Annotated in this window: 13 protein-coding genes; all 13 read left to right on the forward strand. The window is 62.1% G+C overall.

Annotated features, from left to right (window positions below; all coding sequences use genetic code 11):
* Positions 1-208: 208 nt before the first annotated feature.
* The 13 genes from hutU (at position 209) to mdoH (ending at position 17,851) form a co-directional block, all read left to right on the forward strand.
* Positions 209-1,891 (forward strand): urocanate hydratase, encoded by a 1,683-nt coding sequence (hutU, locus tag ACZYR5_RS08620; protein WP_489089236.1) that lies wholly within the window; start codon positions 209-211, stop codon positions 1,889-1,891.
* Between the two features lie 220 nt (positions 1,892-2,111).
* Positions 2,112-3,074: an ABC transporter substrate-binding protein gene (locus tag ACZYR5_RS08625; protein ID WP_489089237.1), complete on the forward strand. Its 963-nt coding sequence runs from the start codon at positions 2,112-2,114 to the stop codon at positions 3,072-3,074.
* Positions 3,075-3,144: 70 nt separating this feature from the next.
* On the forward strand, positions 3,145-3,996 hold the full coding sequence (locus ACZYR5_RS08630) for an ABC transporter permease (RefSeq protein WP_489089238.1): 852 nt from the start codon (positions 3,145-3,147) through the stop codon (positions 3,994-3,996).
* The gene (locus ACZYR5_RS08635; RefSeq protein ID WP_489089239.1) at positions 3,993-4,817 is read left to right on the forward strand and encodes a quaternary amine ABC transporter ATP-binding protein; all 825 of its coding nucleotides are present in this window, start codon (positions 3,993-3,995) and stop codon (positions 4,815-4,817) included. The genes ACZYR5_RS08630 and ACZYR5_RS08635 overlap by 4 nt, the downstream gene beginning before the upstream one ends.
* 120 nt (positions 4,818-4,937) lie before the next feature.
* Positions 4,938-6,461 (forward strand): histidine ammonia-lyase, encoded by a 1,524-nt coding sequence (gene hutH / locus ACZYR5_RS08640; RefSeq protein WP_489089240.1) that lies wholly within the window; start codon positions 4,938-4,940, stop codon positions 6,459-6,461.
* A 129-nt stretch (positions 6,462-6,590) separates the two neighbouring features.
* Positions 6,591-8,129 (forward strand): histidine ammonia-lyase, encoded by a 1,539-nt coding sequence (gene hutH / locus ACZYR5_RS08645; protein WP_489089241.1) that lies wholly within the window; start codon positions 6,591-6,593, stop codon positions 8,127-8,129.
* Positions 8,130-8,208: 79 nt separating this feature from the next.
* Positions 8,209-9,603, forward strand: a complete 1,395-nt coding sequence (locus ACZYR5_RS08650; RefSeq protein WP_489089242.1) for an amino acid permease — start codon at positions 8,209-8,211, stop codon at positions 9,601-9,603.
* A 17-nt stretch (positions 9,604-9,620) separates the two neighbouring features.
* On the forward strand, positions 9,621-10,826 hold the full coding sequence (gene hutI / locus ACZYR5_RS08655; RefSeq protein ID WP_489089243.1) for an imidazolonepropionase: 1,206 nt from the start codon (positions 9,621-9,623) through the stop codon (positions 10,824-10,826).
* Positions 10,827-10,836: 10 nt separating this feature from the next.
* Positions 10,837-11,637, forward strand: coding sequence for an N-formylglutamate deformylase (gene hutG, locus ACZYR5_RS08660; RefSeq protein WP_489089244.1), 801 nt, complete (start codon positions 10,837-10,839; stop codon positions 11,635-11,637).
* A gap of 150 nt (positions 11,638-11,787) precedes the next feature.
* Positions 11,788-12,759: a prolyl aminopeptidase gene (gene pip, locus ACZYR5_RS08665; RefSeq protein ID WP_489089245.1), complete on the forward strand. Its 972-nt coding sequence runs from the start codon at positions 11,788-11,790 to the stop codon at positions 12,757-12,759.
* Positions 12,756-13,193, forward strand: a complete 438-nt coding sequence (gene dtd / locus ACZYR5_RS08670; protein WP_489089246.1) for a D-aminoacyl-tRNA deacylase — start codon at positions 12,756-12,758, stop codon at positions 13,191-13,193. Before pip ends, dtd begins: the two co-directional genes overlap by 4 nt.
* 277 nt (positions 13,194-13,470) lie before the next feature.
* Positions 13,471-15,288 carry a glucan biosynthesis protein gene (locus ACZYR5_RS08675; RefSeq protein ID WP_489089247.1) on the forward strand — a complete coding sequence of 606 codons (1,818 nt, stop codon included), beginning with the start codon at positions 13,471-13,473 and terminating at the stop codon, positions 15,286-15,288.
* Positions 15,281-17,851: a glucans biosynthesis glucosyltransferase MdoH gene (gene mdoH, locus ACZYR5_RS08680; RefSeq protein WP_489089248.1), complete on the forward strand. Its 2,571-nt coding sequence runs from the start codon at positions 15,281-15,283 to the stop codon at positions 17,849-17,851. The genes ACZYR5_RS08675 and mdoH overlap by 8 nt, the downstream gene beginning before the upstream one ends.
* The last annotated feature ends 233 nt before the right edge of the window (positions 17,852-18,084 follow it).

Consider the following 18,084-nt stretch of genomic DNA (forward strand, 5'->3'; position numbering starts at 1 on the left):
TTTCAGCCATTTCCAACACTTTATTGAACGGCTATCCAATAAGTTGGCCGCTCGATTGCATATGCTTGTATGTACAAGTAAAGACGTATGCGTATGAGTCACGAAGACTCGACCATCGTCCACTGATTCGCTGGCAAGCACTGTTGCTCGCCGGCTCGCTCGCCCACCGCCTGGGTTGGTTTGGATTGATTGCTGAGGAGTGCTTTTCGTGACCGAGAATAAACCGACGAAGTTTCGTGACGTAGAAATCCGCGCTGCTCGCGGCAACCAGCTGACCGCCAAGAGCTGGCTGACCGAAGCGCCGCTGCGCATGCTGATGAACAACCTCGACCCACAGGTTGCCGAAAACCCGAAAGAACTGGTGGTTTACGGCGGTATCGGTCGCGCAGCGCGTAACTGGGAGTGCTACGACAAGATCGTCGAGAGCCTGACCAACCTGAATGACGACGAGACCCTGCTGGTGCAATCCGGCAAGCCGGTCGGCGTGTTCAAGACCCACAGCAATGCCCCGCGCGTGCTGATCGCCAACTCCAACCTGGTGCCACATTGGGCGAACTGGGAACACTTCAACGAACTGGATGCCAAGGGCCTGGCCATGTACGGCCAGATGACCGCCGGCAGCTGGATCTACATCGGCAGCCAGGGCATCGTCCAGGGCACCTACGAAACCTTCGTCGAAGCCGGTCGCCAGCACTACAACGATGACCTGACCGGCAAGTGGGTCCTGACCGCCGGCCTCGGCGGCATGGGCGGCGCCCAGCCACTGGCCGCGACCCTGGCCGGCGCGTGCTCGCTGAACATCGAATGCCAGCAGGTGAGCATCGACTTCCGCCTGAACAGCCGTTATGTCGACGAGCAGGCCAAAGACCTCGACGACGCCCTGGCACGTATCGCCAAGTACACCAAGGAAGGCAAGGCGATCTCCATTGCCCTGCTGGGTAACGCCGCGGAAATCCTCCCGGAACTGATCAAGCGTGGCGTGCGCCCGGACATGGTCACCGACCAGACCAGCGCCCACGACCCGCTCAACGGCTACCTGCCGGCTGGCTGGACCTGGGAAGAGTACCGCGCTCGCGCCAAGACCGAGCCGGCTGTTGTGGTGAAGGCCGCCAAGCAATCGATGGCCGTGCACGTCAAAGCCATGCTCGAGTTCCAGAAGCAGGGCGTGCCGACCTTCGACTACGGCAACAACATTCGCCAGATGGCCCAGGAAGAAGGCGTGGAAAATGCCTTCGACTTCCCGGGCTTCGTCCCGGCCTACATCCGTCCGCTGTTCTGCCGCGGCATCGGTCCGTTCCGTTGGGCTGCGCTGTCGGGTGATCCGCAAGACATCTACAAGACCGACGCCAAGGTCAAGGAACTGATCCCGGACGACGCCCACCTGCACAACTGGCTGGACATGGCGCGTGAGCGCATCAGCTTCCAGGGTCTGCCGGCACGTATCTGCTGGGTTGGCCTGGGCCTGCGCGCCAAGCTCGGCCTGGCGTTCAACGAAATGGTGCGCAGCGGCGAGCTGTCGGCGCCGATCGTCATCGGTCGCGACCACCTGGACTCCGGTTCGGTATCGAGCCCGAACCGCGAAACCGAATCGATGCAGGACGGTTCCGACGCCGTGTCCGACTGGCCACTGCTCAACGCCCTGCTCAACACCGCGAGCGGCGCGACCTGGGTTTCCCTGCACCACGGCGGCGGCGTCGGCATGGGCTTCTCCCAGCACTCGGGCATGGTGATTGTCTGCGACGGTACCGACGAAGCGGCTGAGCGGATCGCACGTGTCCTGCACAACGACCCGGCCACTGGTGTCATGCGTCACGCCGATGCCGGTTACCAGATCGCGATCGATTGCGCCAAGGAACAAGGTCTGAACCTGCCGATGATTACCGGCAAATAAAAGCAGAACCCTGTAGGAGCTGGCTTGCCAGCGAAGGACGCACCTAGGTGTGTCAGGAAAGACGCCTTCGCGAGCAGGCTCGCTCCTACAACTAAAGCGGTCATCGAACAAAAGCTGAGTGGAGCAAGCCGCGTGACAGCGGTATCGCTCAATTGGACGTAGACAGGGCTGGATGCCTCTTGACTGCCGTATGCCAATTCTTGATTAGGAGCGAACAACAATGCATAAGACTCTGCTGGGCACTCTGATTGCTGTGGGCCTGATGGCCAGTGCTGGCGCCTCCCAGGCGGCCGGTTGGTGTGAATCGGGCAAACCAGTGAAATTCGCCGGGCTGAACTGGGAAAGCGGCATGCTGCTGACCGACGTGATGCAGGTGGTGCTGGAGAAAGGTTACGACTGCAAGACCGACAGCCTGCCAGGCAATTCCATCACCATGGAAAACGCCCTGAGCAGCAACGATATTCAAGTCTTCGCCGAGGAGTGGGTAGGCCGCAGTGAAGTCTGGAACAAGGCCGAGAAGGCCGGCAAGGTGGTGGGCGTCGGTGCACCGGTGGTCGGTGCCATCGAAGGCTGGTACGTGCCGCGTTACGTGATCGAAGGCGATGCCAAGCGCAAGCTGGAAGCCAAGGCGCCGGACCTCAAGTCCATTGCCGACCTGGGCAAGTACGCCGCCGTGTTCAAGGATCAGGAAGAACCGAGCAAGGGCCGTTTCTACAACTGCCCGGCTGGCTGGACCTGTGAGCTGGACAACAGCGAAATGCTCAAGAGCTACGGCCTGGAAAGCAGCTACACCAACTTCCGCCCAGGCACCGGTCCGGCCCTCGATGCCGCCGTCCTGTCGAGCTACAAGCGTGGTGAGCCGATCCTGTTCTACTACTGGTCGCCCACTCCGCTGATGGGCCAGATCGACGTGGTCAAGCTGGAAGAGAAGGCCGGTGTCGACAAGAGCGTGACCATCAAGGTCGGCCTGTCGAAAACGTTCCACGACGAGGCACCGGAACTGGTGGCCGTGCTGGAAAAGGTCAACCTGCCGATCGATCTGCTGAACCAGAACCTGGCACGCATGACCAAAGAGCGGATCGAGTCGCCAAAACTGGCGAAGATCTTCCTGAAGGAACATCCTGAAGTCTGGCACGCATGGGTCAGTGAAGATGCGGCCAAGAAAATCGACGCGGCTTTGTAGGTCGAGCCTTTCCGGCTGCCTGCAAGGGCAGTCGGACGCTTGATCACAACCCCTTGATTGAGAGTCTCCTATGTTTCCTGAAAGCTTTACCTTTTCCATCGCCGACTGGGTCAACGGTTGGGTCGATTCGCTGGTGACCAACTACGGCGATGTGTTCCGCCACATCTCCGACACCCTGCTCTGGGCCATCGTCAACCTTGAAGGCCTGCTGCGTGCGGCGCCCTGGTGGCTGATGCTGGCAATCGTTGCCGGTGTCGCCTGGCACGCCACGCGCAAGCTGGTGACCACCGGCGTGATCGTTGGCCTGCTGTTCCTGGTGGGCGCGGTCGGCCTGTGGGACAAGCTGATGCAGACGCTGGCGCTGATGATGGTGGCCACGGTCATTTCGGTGCTGGTCGGCGTGCCGCTGGGGATCCTCTCGGCCCGCAGCAATCGCCTGCGCTCGGTGCTGATGCCGCTGCTCGACATCATGCAGACCATGCCCAGCTTCGTGTACCTGATTCCGGTGCTGATGCTGTTTGGCCTGGGCAAGGTCCCGGCGATTTTCGCCACGGTGATCTACGCCGCGCCGCCGCTGATCCGCCTGACCGACCTGGGCATCCGCCAGGTGGACGGCGAGGTGATGGAGGCGATCAATGCTTTCGGTGCCAACCGCTGGCAGCAGCTGTTTGGCGTGCAACTGCCACTGGCCCTGCCGAGCATCATGGCCGGGATCAACCAGACCACGATGATGGCCCTTTCGATGGTGGTGATCGCCTCGATGATCGGTGCCCGCGGCCTGGGCGAAGACGTCCTGGTCGGGATCCAGACCCTCAACGTCGGACGTGGCCTTGAAGCCGGCCTGGCGATCGTGATTCTCGCTGTGGTCATCGACCGCATTACCCAGGCCTACGGCCGGCCACGGCATGAGGTGAGCAAATGAGCAACGCAGCCAAGATCGAAGTCAAAAACGTCTTCAAGATTTTCGGCAATCGTTCGGCCGACGCGCTGAACATGATTCGCCAGAACAAGACCAAGGACCAGGTGCTGGCCGAGACCGGTTGTGTGGTCGGGGTCAACGACCTGTCCCTGAGCATCGGCAGCGGCGAGATCTTCGTGATCATGGGCCTGTCGGGTTCCGGCAAGTCGACCCTGGTGCGCCACTTCAACCGCCTGATCGACCCGACCAGCGGCGCGATTCTGGTGGACGGCCAGGACATCCTGCAATACGACATGGAAGCCCTGCGCGAATTTCGCCGGCGCAAGATCAGCATGGTGTTCCAGAGCTTCGGCCTGTTGCCGCACCGCAGCGTGCTGGACAACGTCGCCTATGGCCTGAAGATCCGTGGCGAGAGCAAGCAGATGTGCAACGAACGCGCGCTGCACTGGATCAATACCGTGGGCCTCAAGGGCTACGAGAACAAGTACCCGCACCAGCTGTCCGGCGGCATGCGCCAGCGCGTTGGCCTGGCCCGTGCCCTGGCGGCCGACACCGACATCATCCTGATGGACGAAGCCTTCAGTGCCCTCGATCCGCTGATCCGCGCCGAGATGCAGGACCAGTTGCTGGAGCTGCAAAAGACCCTGCACAAGACCATCGTGTTCATCACCCACGACCTCGATGAAGCGGTGCGTATCGGCAACCGCATCGCCATTCTCAAGGACGGCCGCCTGATCCAGGTCGGCACGCCGAAAGAGATCCTGCATTCGCCGGCGGATGAGTATGTCGACCGGTTTGTGCAGCGGCGGGCGGCGGTGGTTTAAGAGATTGGTGGTGCAAGTGCGGGCTCCTTCGCTGGCAAGCCAGCGTGTAGGAGCTGGCTTACCAGCGAAGGCGTCGGCAATGCTGCATCAATATTCAGGATGTACGGTTGAGGTTTGAAGATGTCCCAGGCTGAAAAAATCATCATCGCCGACGCCCCCATGCGTTGGCAGGACGTGGTCGCCGTTGCCCGGCATGGCGCGCAGCTCGAGCTGGCGCCCGGCACCTGGGCGCGGATCGACAACGCCCAGGCCATCGTCCAGCGCATCGTCGCCAGTGGCGAGCGTGCCTATGGCATCAACACCGGCCTCGGCGCCTTGTGCAACGTGTCGCTGCAGGACGAACAACTCAGCCAGCTGTCACGCAACACCTTGCTCAGCCATGCCTGCGGCGTCGGTGCGCCACTGGCCGACGAGCAGACCCGGGCGATCATCTGCGCCGCCATCGTTATCTACAGCCAGGGCAAATCCGGCCTGCAGCGCCAGGTGGTCGAAGCGCTGCTGGCGCTGCTCAACCGCGGCATCACCCCACAAGTCCCGGCACAAGGTTCGGTGGGCTACCTGACCCACATGGCCCACGTCAGCATTGCGCTGCTGGGCGTCGGCAACGTCAGCTATCGCGGACAGATCGTCCCGGCGCAGCAGGCGTTGGCCGAAGAAGGGCTGCCAGTGGTGCGGCTCGGCGCCAAGGATGGTTTGTGCCTGGTCAACGGTACGCCGTGCATGACCGGCCTGAGCTGCCTGGCACTGGACGACGCAAGCCGTCTGCTGGAGTGGGCCGATGTGATCGGGGCCATGAGTTTCGAGGCCCAACGCGGCCAGATCGATGCCTTCGATCCACAGATAATCGCGCTCAAGCCGCACCCGGGCATGCAACAGGTCGGCGTCAATCTGCGGGCTCTGCTCGAGGACAGCGAAGTGATCGCCCAGAGCAAGGGCATTCGCACCCAGGACGCCCTCAGCCTGCGCTCGATTCCCCAGGTCCACGGCGCCGCACGCGATCAGTTGGCGCATGCGAGCCGGCAGATCGAAACCGAGCTCAACAGCGCCACCGACAACCCGCTGGTGCTGGGCACCCCGGACAATTACCGGGTGGTGTCGCAGGCCAACCCCCATGGCCAGTCGGTCGCCATGGCGGCCGACTTGCTGGCGATTGCCATGGCGGAAATCGGTTCGATTGCCGAGCGACGCCTCGACCGTTTGATCAACCCGCACGTCAGCGGCCTGCCGGCGTTTCTGGTGGCCAATCCGGGCGTCAACTCGGGAATGATGATCGTGCAGTACGTCGCCGCGTCGCTCTGTGCGCAAAACCGCCAGTTGGCACAGCCGGCCGTGCTCGACAACTTCGTCACCTCGGGGCTGCAGGAAGATCACCTGAGCATGGGCACCAACGCCGCACTTAAACTGCTGCAGACCCTGGAAAACTGCACGCAGATCCTCGCCATCGAGTACTTGCTGGCCGCTCAGGCTTTCGAATTTCTCAAGGCCCAGCGCTTCGGCGCGGGCACCGATCGCGCCTGGCGCCTGTTGCGTGAGCGCGTGCCAGCCTATGACCAGGATCGCTGGTTGGCCCCGGATATTGCCGCCGCCGCCAGTGTCTTGAAACAACCGAATTTGCTGCACCAGGTAGTACCCGATCACCCCTGATTTTTCGAACCCAGCCAGCGTGCCAAGGCGCAATCCCTCACAACCAGAGGGAAGCGACGGACAACGGATATCTCCGGAGCGTCTGGTTACAGCCCTTGAATTCAAGGGCCTATAACTCTCAAAAGGAGAATGAATGTGACTGCACTGAAACTGATCCCTGGCCAACTGAGCCTCGCCCAATTGCGCGCCGTGTACCAACAGCCGGTCAGCATTACCCTGGACGACAGTGCCTCGGCGCAAATCGACGCCAGCGTCGCCTGCGTTGAGCAGATTCTTGCGGAGAACCGCACCGCCTACGGCATCAACACCGGTTTCGGCCTGCTGGCCTCGACCCGGATTGCCAGCGAAGACCTGGAAAACCTGCAGCGCTCGCTGGTGCTGTCCCACGCCGCCGGTGTCGGCGAGCCAATCAGCGACGCGCTGGTACGGCTGATCATGGTGCTCAAGGTCAACAGCCTGAGCCGTGGCTTCTCCGGTATCCGTCGGCTGGTGATCGATGCTTTGATCGCCCTGATCAACGCCGAGGTCTACCCGCACATTCCGTTGAAAGGTTCGGTCGGTGCCTCCGGCGACCTCGCACCGCTGGCGCACATGTCGCTGGTGCTGCTGGGCGAAGGCAAGGCGCGTTACAAAGGTGAGTGGCTGGAAGCGACCGAAGCGCTGAAAGTCGCCGGCCTGACCCCGCTGACCCTGGCCGCCAAGGAAGGTCTGGCGCTGCTCAACGGCACCCAGGTCTCCACCGCTTACGCCCTGCGTGGCCTGTTTGAAGGTGAAGACCTGTTCGCCGGCGCGCTGGCGCTGGGCGGCCTGACCGTGGAAGCCGTATTGGGCTCGCGCTCGCCGTTCGACGCGCGCATCCACGCCGCTCGCGGCCAGAAAGGCCAGATCGACGTCGCCGCCGCTTACCGCGACCTGCTGGGCGCGCGCAGTGAAGTGTCCGACTCGCACCAGAATTGCGAAAAGGTCCAGGACCCGTACTCCCTGCGTTGCCAGCCACAGGTCATGGGCGCTTGCCTGACCCAGTTCCGCCAGGCGGCCGAAGTGCTGGCAATCGAAGCCAACGCCGTGTCGGATAACCCGCTGGTGTTCGCTGCCGAAGGCGACGTGATTTCCGGTGGTAACTTCCACGCCGAGCCTGTGGCCATGGCGGCGGACAACATCGCCCTGGCGATCGCCGAAATCGGTTCGCTGAGCGAGCGTCGCATCTCGCTGATGATGGACAAGCACATGTCGCAGCTGCCGCCGTTCCTGGTGGCCAACGGTGGCGTCAACTCCGGCTTCATGATCGCCCAGGTGACTGCAGCGGCACTGGCCAGCGAGAACAAGGCCCTGGCCCACCCGCACTCGGTGGACAGCCTGCCGACGTCCGCCAACCAGGAAGACCACGTCTCCATGGCGCCAGCCGCTGGCAAGCGTCTGTGGGAAATGGCCGAAAACACCCGTGGTGTATTGGCGGTCGAGTGGCTGGCTGCCTGCCAGGGCCTGGACCTGCGCGACGGCCTGAAAACCTCGACGAAACTCGAGCAGGCCCGTGGCGTGCTGCGTGCTGAAGTGCCGTTCTACGAGAAGGACCGTTTCTTCGCGCCGGACATCAACGCGGCCAGCGCGCTGTTGGCGTCGCGCTGCCTGAATGAGCTGGTGACGGCGAAGTTGCTGCCGAGCCTGTAAGGACCCATCGCGGGCAAGTCGACGATTCGACTTGCCCGCGATTCGCTTTTGCGTCGACAAGAATAATTAGGGACGAGCAATGCAACCGCCAGACAAAGGCTTGAAACGCGGGCTATCTGCCCGACATATTCGCTTCATGGCACTGGGGTCGGCGATCGGCACCGGGCTTTTCTACGGCTCCGCCTCGGCCATCCAGATGGCCGGCCCTGCCGTATTGCTGGCCTACCTGATCGGTGGCGCAGCGGTATTCATGGTCATGCGCGCCCTCGGCGAAATGGCCGTGCACAACCCGGTCTCCGGCTCCTTTGGCCACTACGCCAGCACCTACCTCGGACCGATGGCCGGCTTTATCCTTGGCTGGACCTACGCCTTCGAAATGATCATCGTCTGCCTGGCGGACGTCACCGCCTTTGGCATCTACATGGGCTTCTGGTTTCCCGAGGTCGCGCGCTGGATCTGGGTGCTGGGCATCGTGCTGCTGATCGGCGGCCTGAACCTGTGCAACGTCAAGGTATTCGGCGAGATGGAGTTCTGGCTGTCGCTGCTGAAGGTCGCGGCCATCGTCGCGATGATCCTCGGCGGCTTCGGCATCATGCTGTTCGGCATCGGTTCGGCCAGCACTGAACAGGCCACCGGCGTCAGCAACCTCTGGGCCCATGGCGGCTTCATGCCCAATGGCATCGGCGGCGTTATCGCTTCCTTGGCCGTCGTCATGTTCGCCTTCGGCGGCATCGAAATCATCGGCATCACTGCCGGCGAAGCCAAGGACCCACAACGGGTGATTCCGCAGGCGATCAACGCCGTACCCCTGCGAATCCTGTTGTTCTACGTGCTGACCCTGTTCGTGCTGATGGCAATCTTTCCTTGGCCGCAAATCGGTAGCCAGGGCAGCCCGTTCGTGCAGATTTTCGACAGCCTGGGCATCAGCTCGGCGGCGATCGTCCTGAACATCGTGGTGATTTCGGCCGCGGTCTCGGCGATCAACAGTGACATCTTTGGCGCCGGGCGCATGATGTACGGCCTGGCCCAGCAAGGTCATGCGCCGAAAGGTTTTGCGCAGTTGTCGAAACAGGGCGTGCCGTGGATGACCGTGGTCGTCATGGGCGCTGCGTTGCTCGGCGGCGTGGTGCTGAACTACCTGATTCCCAAGGACGTGTTCCTGGTGATCGCTTCGATCGCGACATTCGCCACCGTCTGGGTCTGGCTGATGATCCTGGTCACCCAGGTCGCCATGCGCCGCTCCATGACCCGCGAGCAGGTGGCCGCACTGCAATTCCCGGTACCGTTCTGGCCCTACGCGCCGGCGGCGGCCATCGTGTTCATGCTGTTCGTGTTTGGTGTACTGGGTTACTTCCCGGACACCCAGGCCGCGCTGGTGGTGGGTGCCGTGTGGATCGTGCTGCTGGTGATTGCTTATAAACTGTGGGTCAAGCCGGTCGAAGTCGCCCGCGACCCTTCTACCTCTCATCGATAACCCCACGGAGGCCCGGGATGAAAACCCTCTGGCAACACTGCCACGTCGCAAGCATGGCGCAGGGCACCTACTCGATCATCGAGGATGCCGCCATCGTGACGTCCGGTGCGCTCATCGAGTGGATCGGCCCACGTCTTGAGCTGCCGTCCGACTACTACCCCGAGGTCCACGACCTCGGCGGCGCCTGGGTCACCCCGGGCCTGATCGACTGCCACACCCACACGGTGTTCGGCGGCAACCGCAGCGATGAATTCGAAAAGCGCCTGCAAGGCGTCAGCTACGCGGAAATCGCCGCCAGCGGTGGCGGCATCGCCAGCACCGTGCGCGCGACCCGCGCGGCCAGCGAAGATCAACTGTTCGCCAGCGCCGCCAAGCGCCTGAAAAGCCTGCTGCGCGACGGCGTCACCAGCGTCGAAATCAAGTCCGGCTACGGCCTCGACCTGGCCAACGAAGGCAAGATGCTGCGGGTCGCCCGGCGCCTCGGCGAAGCCTTTCCGATCAGCGTGCGCACCACCTGCCTGGCCGCCCACGCCTTGCCGCCGGAGTACAAGGACCGCGCCGACGACTACATCGAGCATATCTGCGCCGAGATGCTCCCGGCCCTGGCGGCCGAGGGCCTGGTGGACGCGGTGGATGCGTTCTGCGAGTACCTGGCGTTTTCCCCGGCGCAAGTCGAGAAGGTGTTCATTGCCGCGCAGCAACTCGGTTTGCCGGTGAAATTGCACGCCGAGCAATTGTCGTCGCTGCACGGCTCCAGCCTGGCAGCGCGTTACCAGGCGTTGTCCGCCGACCACCTGGAGTTCATGACCGAAGACGACGCCATCGCCATGGCCGCCGCCGGCACGGTCGCGGTGCTGTTGCCGGGGGCGTTCTACTTCCTGCGCGAAACCCAGCTGCCCCCCATGGATGCCTTGCGCAAACACAAGGTGAAGATCGCAATTGCCAGCGACCTCAACCCTGGGACTTCGCCGGCGCTGTCGGTGCGCCTGATGCTCAACATGGCCTGCACCTGTTTCCGTATGACCCCGGAAGAAGCCCTGGCCGGCGCGACCATTCATGCGGCCACGGCCCTGGGCATGCAGCAGACCCATGGTTCGCTGGAAGTGGGCAAGGTCGCCGACTTTGTCGCCTGGCAAATCGATCGTCCCGCCGACCTGTCGTACTGGTTGGGTGGCGAACTGGAAAAACGCGTCGTGCGTCACGGCGTCGAAGTCGAGATTTAGGAGAGCAGCTGTGGATAAGGTTCTGAACTTCAAACAAGGCCGGCTACCGCTGCTGATCAGCATGCCTCACGCCGGTACCCGCCTGACCCCGGCGGTCGAAGCCGGCTTGATCGCTGACGCGAAAAGTCTGCCGGACACCGACTGGCACATTCCGCAGCTGTACGATTTCGCCGCGGAACTGGGCGCCAGCACCTTGGCAGCCGAGTACTCGCGCTTCGTCATCGACCTCAACCGGCCGTCCGACGACAAGCCGCTGTATGTCGGCGCTACCACTGGCCTGTACCCGGCGACGCTGTTCGATGGGATTCCACTGTTCAAGGAAGGGCAGGAGCCGTCGAAAGAAGAGCGTGCCACTTATCTGCAGCAGATCTGGACCCCGTATCACCAGACCCTGCAAAGCGAACTGGCACGCCTCAAGGCCGAATTCGGTTACGCGCTGCTGTTCGACGCCCACTCGATCCGCTCGATCATCCCGCACCTGTTCGACGGCAAACTGCCGGACTTCAATCTCGGTACCTTTAATGGCGCCAGTTGCGATCCGCAGTTGGCATCGCAGCTGGAAGCGATCTGCGCCGGGCATCCGGCCTACAGCCATGTGCTGAACGGGCGCTTCAAAGGCGGCCACATCACCCGCCATTACGGCAATCCGGCCGAGAACATCCATGCCGTGCAACTGGAACTGGGCCAGTGCACCTACATGGAAGAGTTCGAGCCGTTCCGCTATCGGACGGATCTGGCGGAGCCGACGCGGGGGGTGTTGAAGGAGTTGCTGCAGGGGTTGTTGAGCTGGGGGCAAAAGGCTTACCGCTAAGCTGCAGTGCGGCGGGCATCGCCATCAGGTGCCCGCAAAACCGTATTTTCTTCAGGGACATGCTCCGCGCTTCAATCGGGTTTATGATGCCCAACGGCAGAATAAAAGTAGTCCCCCCAGGGATGACCTCGACCCTTTACGGAGCGCGCAATGCAGACATTGTTTCCGCAGATCAAACCCTACGCCCGGCACGATCTGGCTGTCGATGAAACCCATACCCTGTATGTCGACGAGAGCGGCTCACCGGAAGGTTTGCCAGTGGTGTTCATTCACGGCGGTCCGGGGGCCGGCTGCGATGCGGCGAGCCGCTGCTATTTCGATCCGAACCTGTACCGTATCGTCACCTTCGATCAGCGTGGCTGTGGCCGGTCCACCCCGCACGCCAGCGTGGAGAACAACACCACCTGGGACCTGGTGGCGGATATGGAGAAAATTCGCCAGCACCTGAACATCGACAAATGGGTGCTGTTCGGCGGCTCCTGGGGTTCGACCCTGGCACTGGCCTATGCGCAAACCCATCCCGAGCGTGTCCATGGTCTGATCGTGCGTGGGATCTTTCTCGCCCGCCCGCAAGAAATCGAATGGTTTTACCAGGCAGGCGCCAGCCGTCTGTTCCCTGACTATTGGCAGGACTACATCGCGCCGATTCCTCAGGACGAGCGCCACGACTTGCTCAGCGCCTTCCACAAGCGCCTGGTGGGCAACGACCAGATTGCCCAGATGCACGCCGCCAAGGCCTGGTCGTTGTGGGAAGGCCGTACCGCGACCCTGCGTCCGAACCCGCTGGTGGTCGATCGCTTCTCCGAACCGCAGCGTGCGCTGTCGATTGCCCGGATTGAATGCCACTACTTCACCAACAATGCCTTCCTCGAGCCGGACCAGTTGATTCGTGACATGGGCAAGATCGCCCACCTGCCAGGCGTCATCGTCCATGGTCGCTACGACGTGATCTGCCCGCTGGACAATGCCTGGGAGCTGCACCAGAACTGGCCGAACAGCGAGCTGCAAGTGATTCGCGACGCCGGCCACGCGGCTTCCGAGCCGGGCATTACCGATGCCCTGGTACGGGCGGCGAGCCAGATGGCGCGACGCTTGCTCGACCTGCCGCCGGAAGAAGCATGAAGGGCCTGTTGCAGCGCGTGCGAGGTGCGCGCGTCGAAGTGGCGGGGGAAATTGTCGGGGCGGTCGACCAGGGGTTGCTGGTGCTGGTCGCCGTCGAGCCTCAGGATTCCCGGGCAAGTGCCGACAAACTTCTGCATAAGCTGCTTAACTATCGGGTGTTCAGTGACGCCGAGGGCAAGATGAACCTGTCCCTGGCCGACGTTGGCGGTGGTTTGCTGCTGGTCTCGCAGTTCACCCTCGCCGCCGATACCAAGAGTGGCCTGCGCCCGAGCTTTTCGACCGCTGCCCCTCCGGCACTCGGCGAAGCGCTTTTTGACTATCTATTAGGCAAAGCGCAACAGTTGCATGGCAATGTGGCATCAGGCAGATTTGGCGCGGACATGCAGGTGCATCTGGTCAATGATGGCCCGGTGACTTTCCTGTTACAGACCTGAAAGCGTTTGAAACATCTTTTCCGGCGTGTTTCGGGATGAAACAGGGGTTTTTCGCAATAAATACTTTGTTACCCCTGATGCGTTGTAACGCGGGCTACTAGATAATCCCGCGCTACGGGGATCAGCGTTCGTTGGCCCATTTTTGACTTAGGTAGAGACTTGTTCGCGACCGTTTGGGGAATCATTTTGCCCCATCGGAGTCCGAACAATGCTCGCCAACCTGGCATATAGATAGCTGGCCGTTGGTTTTTTGATCTGTTTTCGGCGAGGGTTGCTCGTGATTGTTAGTCCCTGTACTGCACCAAAATTGTCTGCCAAACGGTTGCGCAACGCACTGGCTGCGGGCTCTGCCCTGTTGTGCCTGCTCAGCGCCGGCCAGCTCTGGGCATTCAATCTGAACGACGTGTCGGCCAAGGCGCAAGAGTTGGCCGGGCAGAAGTACGAAGCCCCGCGCAGCAATCTGCCGAACGAATTCCGCGAGATGAAGTTCGCCGATTATCAGAAAATTCGCTTCCTCACCGAAAAGGCCGAGTGGGCGGACAAGAAGACCCCGTTCAAGCTGTCGTTCTATCACCAGGGCATGCACTTCGATACGCCGGTGAAAATCAACGAAATTACGGCTAACACCGTCGAAGAGATCAAATACGACCCAAATCGTTTCGATTTTGGCGACCTCAAGTTCGATCCAAAGGCCACCGAGCAACTGGGTTATGCCGGTTTCCGTGTGCTGTACCCGATCAACAAGGCCGACAAGCAAGACGAAATCATGACCATGCTCGGCGCGAGCTACTTCCGCGTGGTCGGCAAGAATCACGTCTACGGCTTGTCCGCCCGCGGCCTGGCAATCGACACCGCCTTGCCATCCGGCGAAGAATTTCCGCGTTTTCGCGAGTTCTGGATTCAACAGCCGAAGCCAGGCGACAAGCATCTGGTGATCTTCGCCCTGCTGGATTCGCCACGGGCCACCGGTGCCTACCGCCTGATCCTGCGTCCAGGCAGCGACACCATTGTCGACGTCAAGGCGCAGATGTTCCTGCGTGACAAGGTTGGCAAACTGGGCATCGCGCCGCTGACCAGCATGTTCCTGTTCGGCGCCAACCAGCCGTCGAAAGTCCTCAACTACCGCCGTGAACTGCACGACTCCAGCGGCCTGGCGATTCACGCCGGCAATGGCGAGTGGATCTGGCGTCCGCTGAACAACCCGAAACACCTGGCCGTGAGCAACTTCTCGGTCGAGAATCCGCGTGGTTTCGGCCTGCTGCAACGTGGCCGCGATTTCAGCCACTACGAAGACCTCGACGACCGCTACGACAAGCGCCCAAGTGCCTGGATCGAACCGAAAGGCGATTGGGGCAAGGGCACCGTCGACCTGGTGGAGATTCCGACCGCTGACGAAACCAACGACAACATCGTAGCGTTCTGGAGCCCGGAAACCATGCCGGAACCGGGCAAGCCGCTGGACTTCGCCTACCGCATGCACTGGACCATGGACGAGGCGGCGATTCACGCGCCGGACAGCGCCTGGGTCAGCCAGACCTTGAAATCCACCGGTGACGTCAAGCAGTCCAACCTGATTCGTCAGCCGGACGGCAGCGTGGCCTACCTGGTGGACTTCGAAGGTCCGTCCCTGGCGGCATTGCCAGCCGATACTGACGTGCGCAGCCAGGTCAGCGTTGGCGATAACGCCGAACTGGTCGAAAACAGCGTGCGCTACAACCCGGAAACCAAGGGCTGGCGCCTGACCCTGCGACTGAAGATCAAGGATCCGAGCAAGTCCACCGAGATGCGCGCAGCTCTGGTGCAGAACATCGTGCCGGCCGATCTGGCCAAGACCTCGATCCCGGCGTCCACCTCGTCGGTGGCCAAGGCTGACAAGGTCGCTGCGAAGCAGGCGGAGAAAGCCGAGAAAGATGCGAAGGCTACCGAGGCGAATAAAGCCGAAGCCAAGCCGGTCGCGGATGCCAAGGACAAGGCTACCAACAATGACGCCAAGCAGCCTGCTGCTGCCGACGCGGCCCCAGCCACACCGGAATCGGCGCCGACTGAAGAAGTCCTGACCGAGACCTGGAGCTATCAGTTGCCTGCCGATGAGTAATTCCCACGCACAGCCAGAGACTCTCAGCGAGTATCTGGCGCACCTGCCGATGACCGATGAGCAGCGCGCCGAACTGGCGGGCTGCAAGTCTTTCAGCGAACTGCATGAACGCCTGTCGTCCTCGACCTTCGACGCACCGAGCGAGGCCGCACAGGCCTCGGTTGGCCGCCGCCTCACTCTCAACTCCGCCGAGGAGCTGGAGGAGGCCGAAATGCTTGCGCTCGACGCCAGCGGTCGGGTCTGCCTCAAGGCGACCCCGCCGATCCGTCGGACCAAGGTGGTGCCCGAGCCGTGGCGCACCAATATTCTGGTGCGTGGCTGGCGGCGGCTGACTGGCCGCACCAACCCGCCGGCGCCACCCAAGGATGAGCGGGTGTTGCCGGCTGCGCGCTGGCGCACCGTCGGTTCGATCCGGCGTTACATTCTGCTGCTGCTGATGCTCGGCCAGACCATCGTCGCCGGCTGGTACATGAAAGGCATCATGCCGTACCAGGGCTGGTCGTTCGTCGACCTCGAAGAAGTCATGCACCAACCGCTGCTGCAGACCGCCACGCAAGTGCTGCCGTATGCCTTGCAGACCAGCATCCTGATCCTGTTCGGGATTCTGTTCTGCTGGGTCTCGGCCGGTTTCTGGACCGCGCTGATGGGTTTTCTGGAATTGCTCACCGGTCACGATAAGTACCGTATCTCCGGGAAAAGCGCGGGCAACGAGGCGATTCCGAAAGACGCGCGCACCGCGTTGGTGATGCCGATCTGCAACGAAGACGTGCCTCGGGTGTTCGCCGGTTTGCGTGCCACTTTCGAATCGGTCGCCGCCACCGGCGATCTCGACCGTTTCGATTTCTTCGTCCTCAGTGACAGTAACGACACCGATATCTGTGTGGCCGAGCAACAGGCCTGGCTGGACGTCTGCCGCGAGGCCAAGGGCTTCGGCAAGATCTTCTATCGCCGTCGCCGCCGTCGCGTGAAGCGCAAGAGCGGCAACCTCGACGACTTCTGCCGGCGCTGGGGTGGCGACTACAAGTACATGGTGGTGCTCGATGCCGACTCGGTGATGAGCGGCGAGTGCCTGACCAGCCTGGTGCGCCTGATGGAAGCCACGCCGGACGCCGGGATCATCCAGACCGCGCCACGGGCGTCGGGCATGGATACGCTCTATGCACGCATGCAGCAGTTCGCTACCCGTGTGTACGGTCCGCTGTTCACCGCCGGCCTGCACTTCTGGCAGCTGGGTGAATCCCACTACTGGGGCCACAACGCGATCATCCGCATGAAGCCGTTCATCGAGCACTGCGCCCTGGCGCCGCTGCCCGGTAAAGGCGCGTTCGCTGGTGCGATCCTGTCTCACGACTTCGTTGAAGCGGCGCTGATGCGCCGTGCCGGCTGGGGCGTGTGGATTGCCTATGACTTGCCGGGCAGCTACGAAGAACTGCCGCCGAACCTGCTGGACGAACTCAAGCGTGACCGTCGCTGGTGCCACGGTAACCTGATGAACTTCCGCCTGTTCCTGGTCAAGGGCATGCACCCGGTGCACCGCGCGGTGTTCCTCACCGGCGTGATGTCATACCTGTCGGCGCCGCTGTGGTTCTTCTTCCTGGTGCTGTCGACGGCGCTGCTGGCGGTCAACACGCTGATGGAGCCGCAGTACTTCCTCGAACCCCGCCAACTGTATCCTCTGTGGCCACAATGGCACCCGGACAAGGCCATCGCGCTGTTCTCGACCACCATCGTGCTGCTGTTCCTGCCCAAGTTGCTGAGCATCATCCTGATCTGGGCCAAGGGCGCGAAAGAGTTCGGCGGCAAGTTCAAGGTGACCTTGTCGATGCTGCTGGAGATGTTGTTCTCCATGCTGCTGGCGCCGGTGCGGATGATTTTCCACACCCGTTTCGTGCTCGCCGCGTTCCTCGGCTGGGCCGCGACCTGGAATTCGCCGCAGCGTGACGACGACTCGACGCCGTGGAGCGAAGCGGTCAAGCGCCACGGTCCGCAAACCCTGCTGGGTTTCTTCTGGGCGCTGCTGGTGATCTGGCTGAACCCGAGCTTCCTGTGGTGGCTGGTGCCGATTGTCGGTTCGCTGATGCTGTCGATCCCGGTCTCGGTGATCTCCAGCCGCGTTGGCCTGGGCCTCAAGTCCCGTGACGAGAGCCTGTTCCTCATCCCTGAGGAATACAATCCGCCACAGGCCTTGCTGGCGACTGATCAGTACACCCACGAAAACCGTTGGCACGCGCTGAACGACGGCTTCATCCGTGCCGTGGTCGATCCGCAGCAAAACGCCCTGGCGTGTGCGCTGGCGACTTCGCGTCACGGCCAGGCCGAGCCGATCGAGTGGTTGCGCGCCGAGCGTGTGCGCCATGCGTTGAAAGTCGGCCCTGCGGGGCTGAACAACCATGAGCGCCTGCAACTGCTCAGCGACCCGGTGGCCCTGGCCCGTCTGCACGAGCAGGTCTGGAGCGAAGGTCATGCCGAGTGGCTGGACGCCTGGCGCGGTTCGGTGAAAGCCGACCCCCATGCGCCCTTGTTGCCGCTCAAGCCCCTGAGCGTGCAGGCACAACCGGCCTGACGAAAAACCCCGCATGCAGATGCGGGGTTTTTTTTGCCCGTCGAAAACGGTGAATCTTCCTACGTGCTGCGAAGGCAATGAACTACGACAAAAGCCTTCATCCTCTTTGTCCAAGTCGACGAGTGCGTTAGCATCGCTGCCTTCTTTGGTGCGCCTGGACAGCCTTCTGTCCTTTTCTGCCGGATTTCCACAAGAAAACGGCAATTTGCGCGCCTGACTACAAAAAGATTGGG

Source organism: Pseudomonas sp. F007, assembly GCF_057814275.1.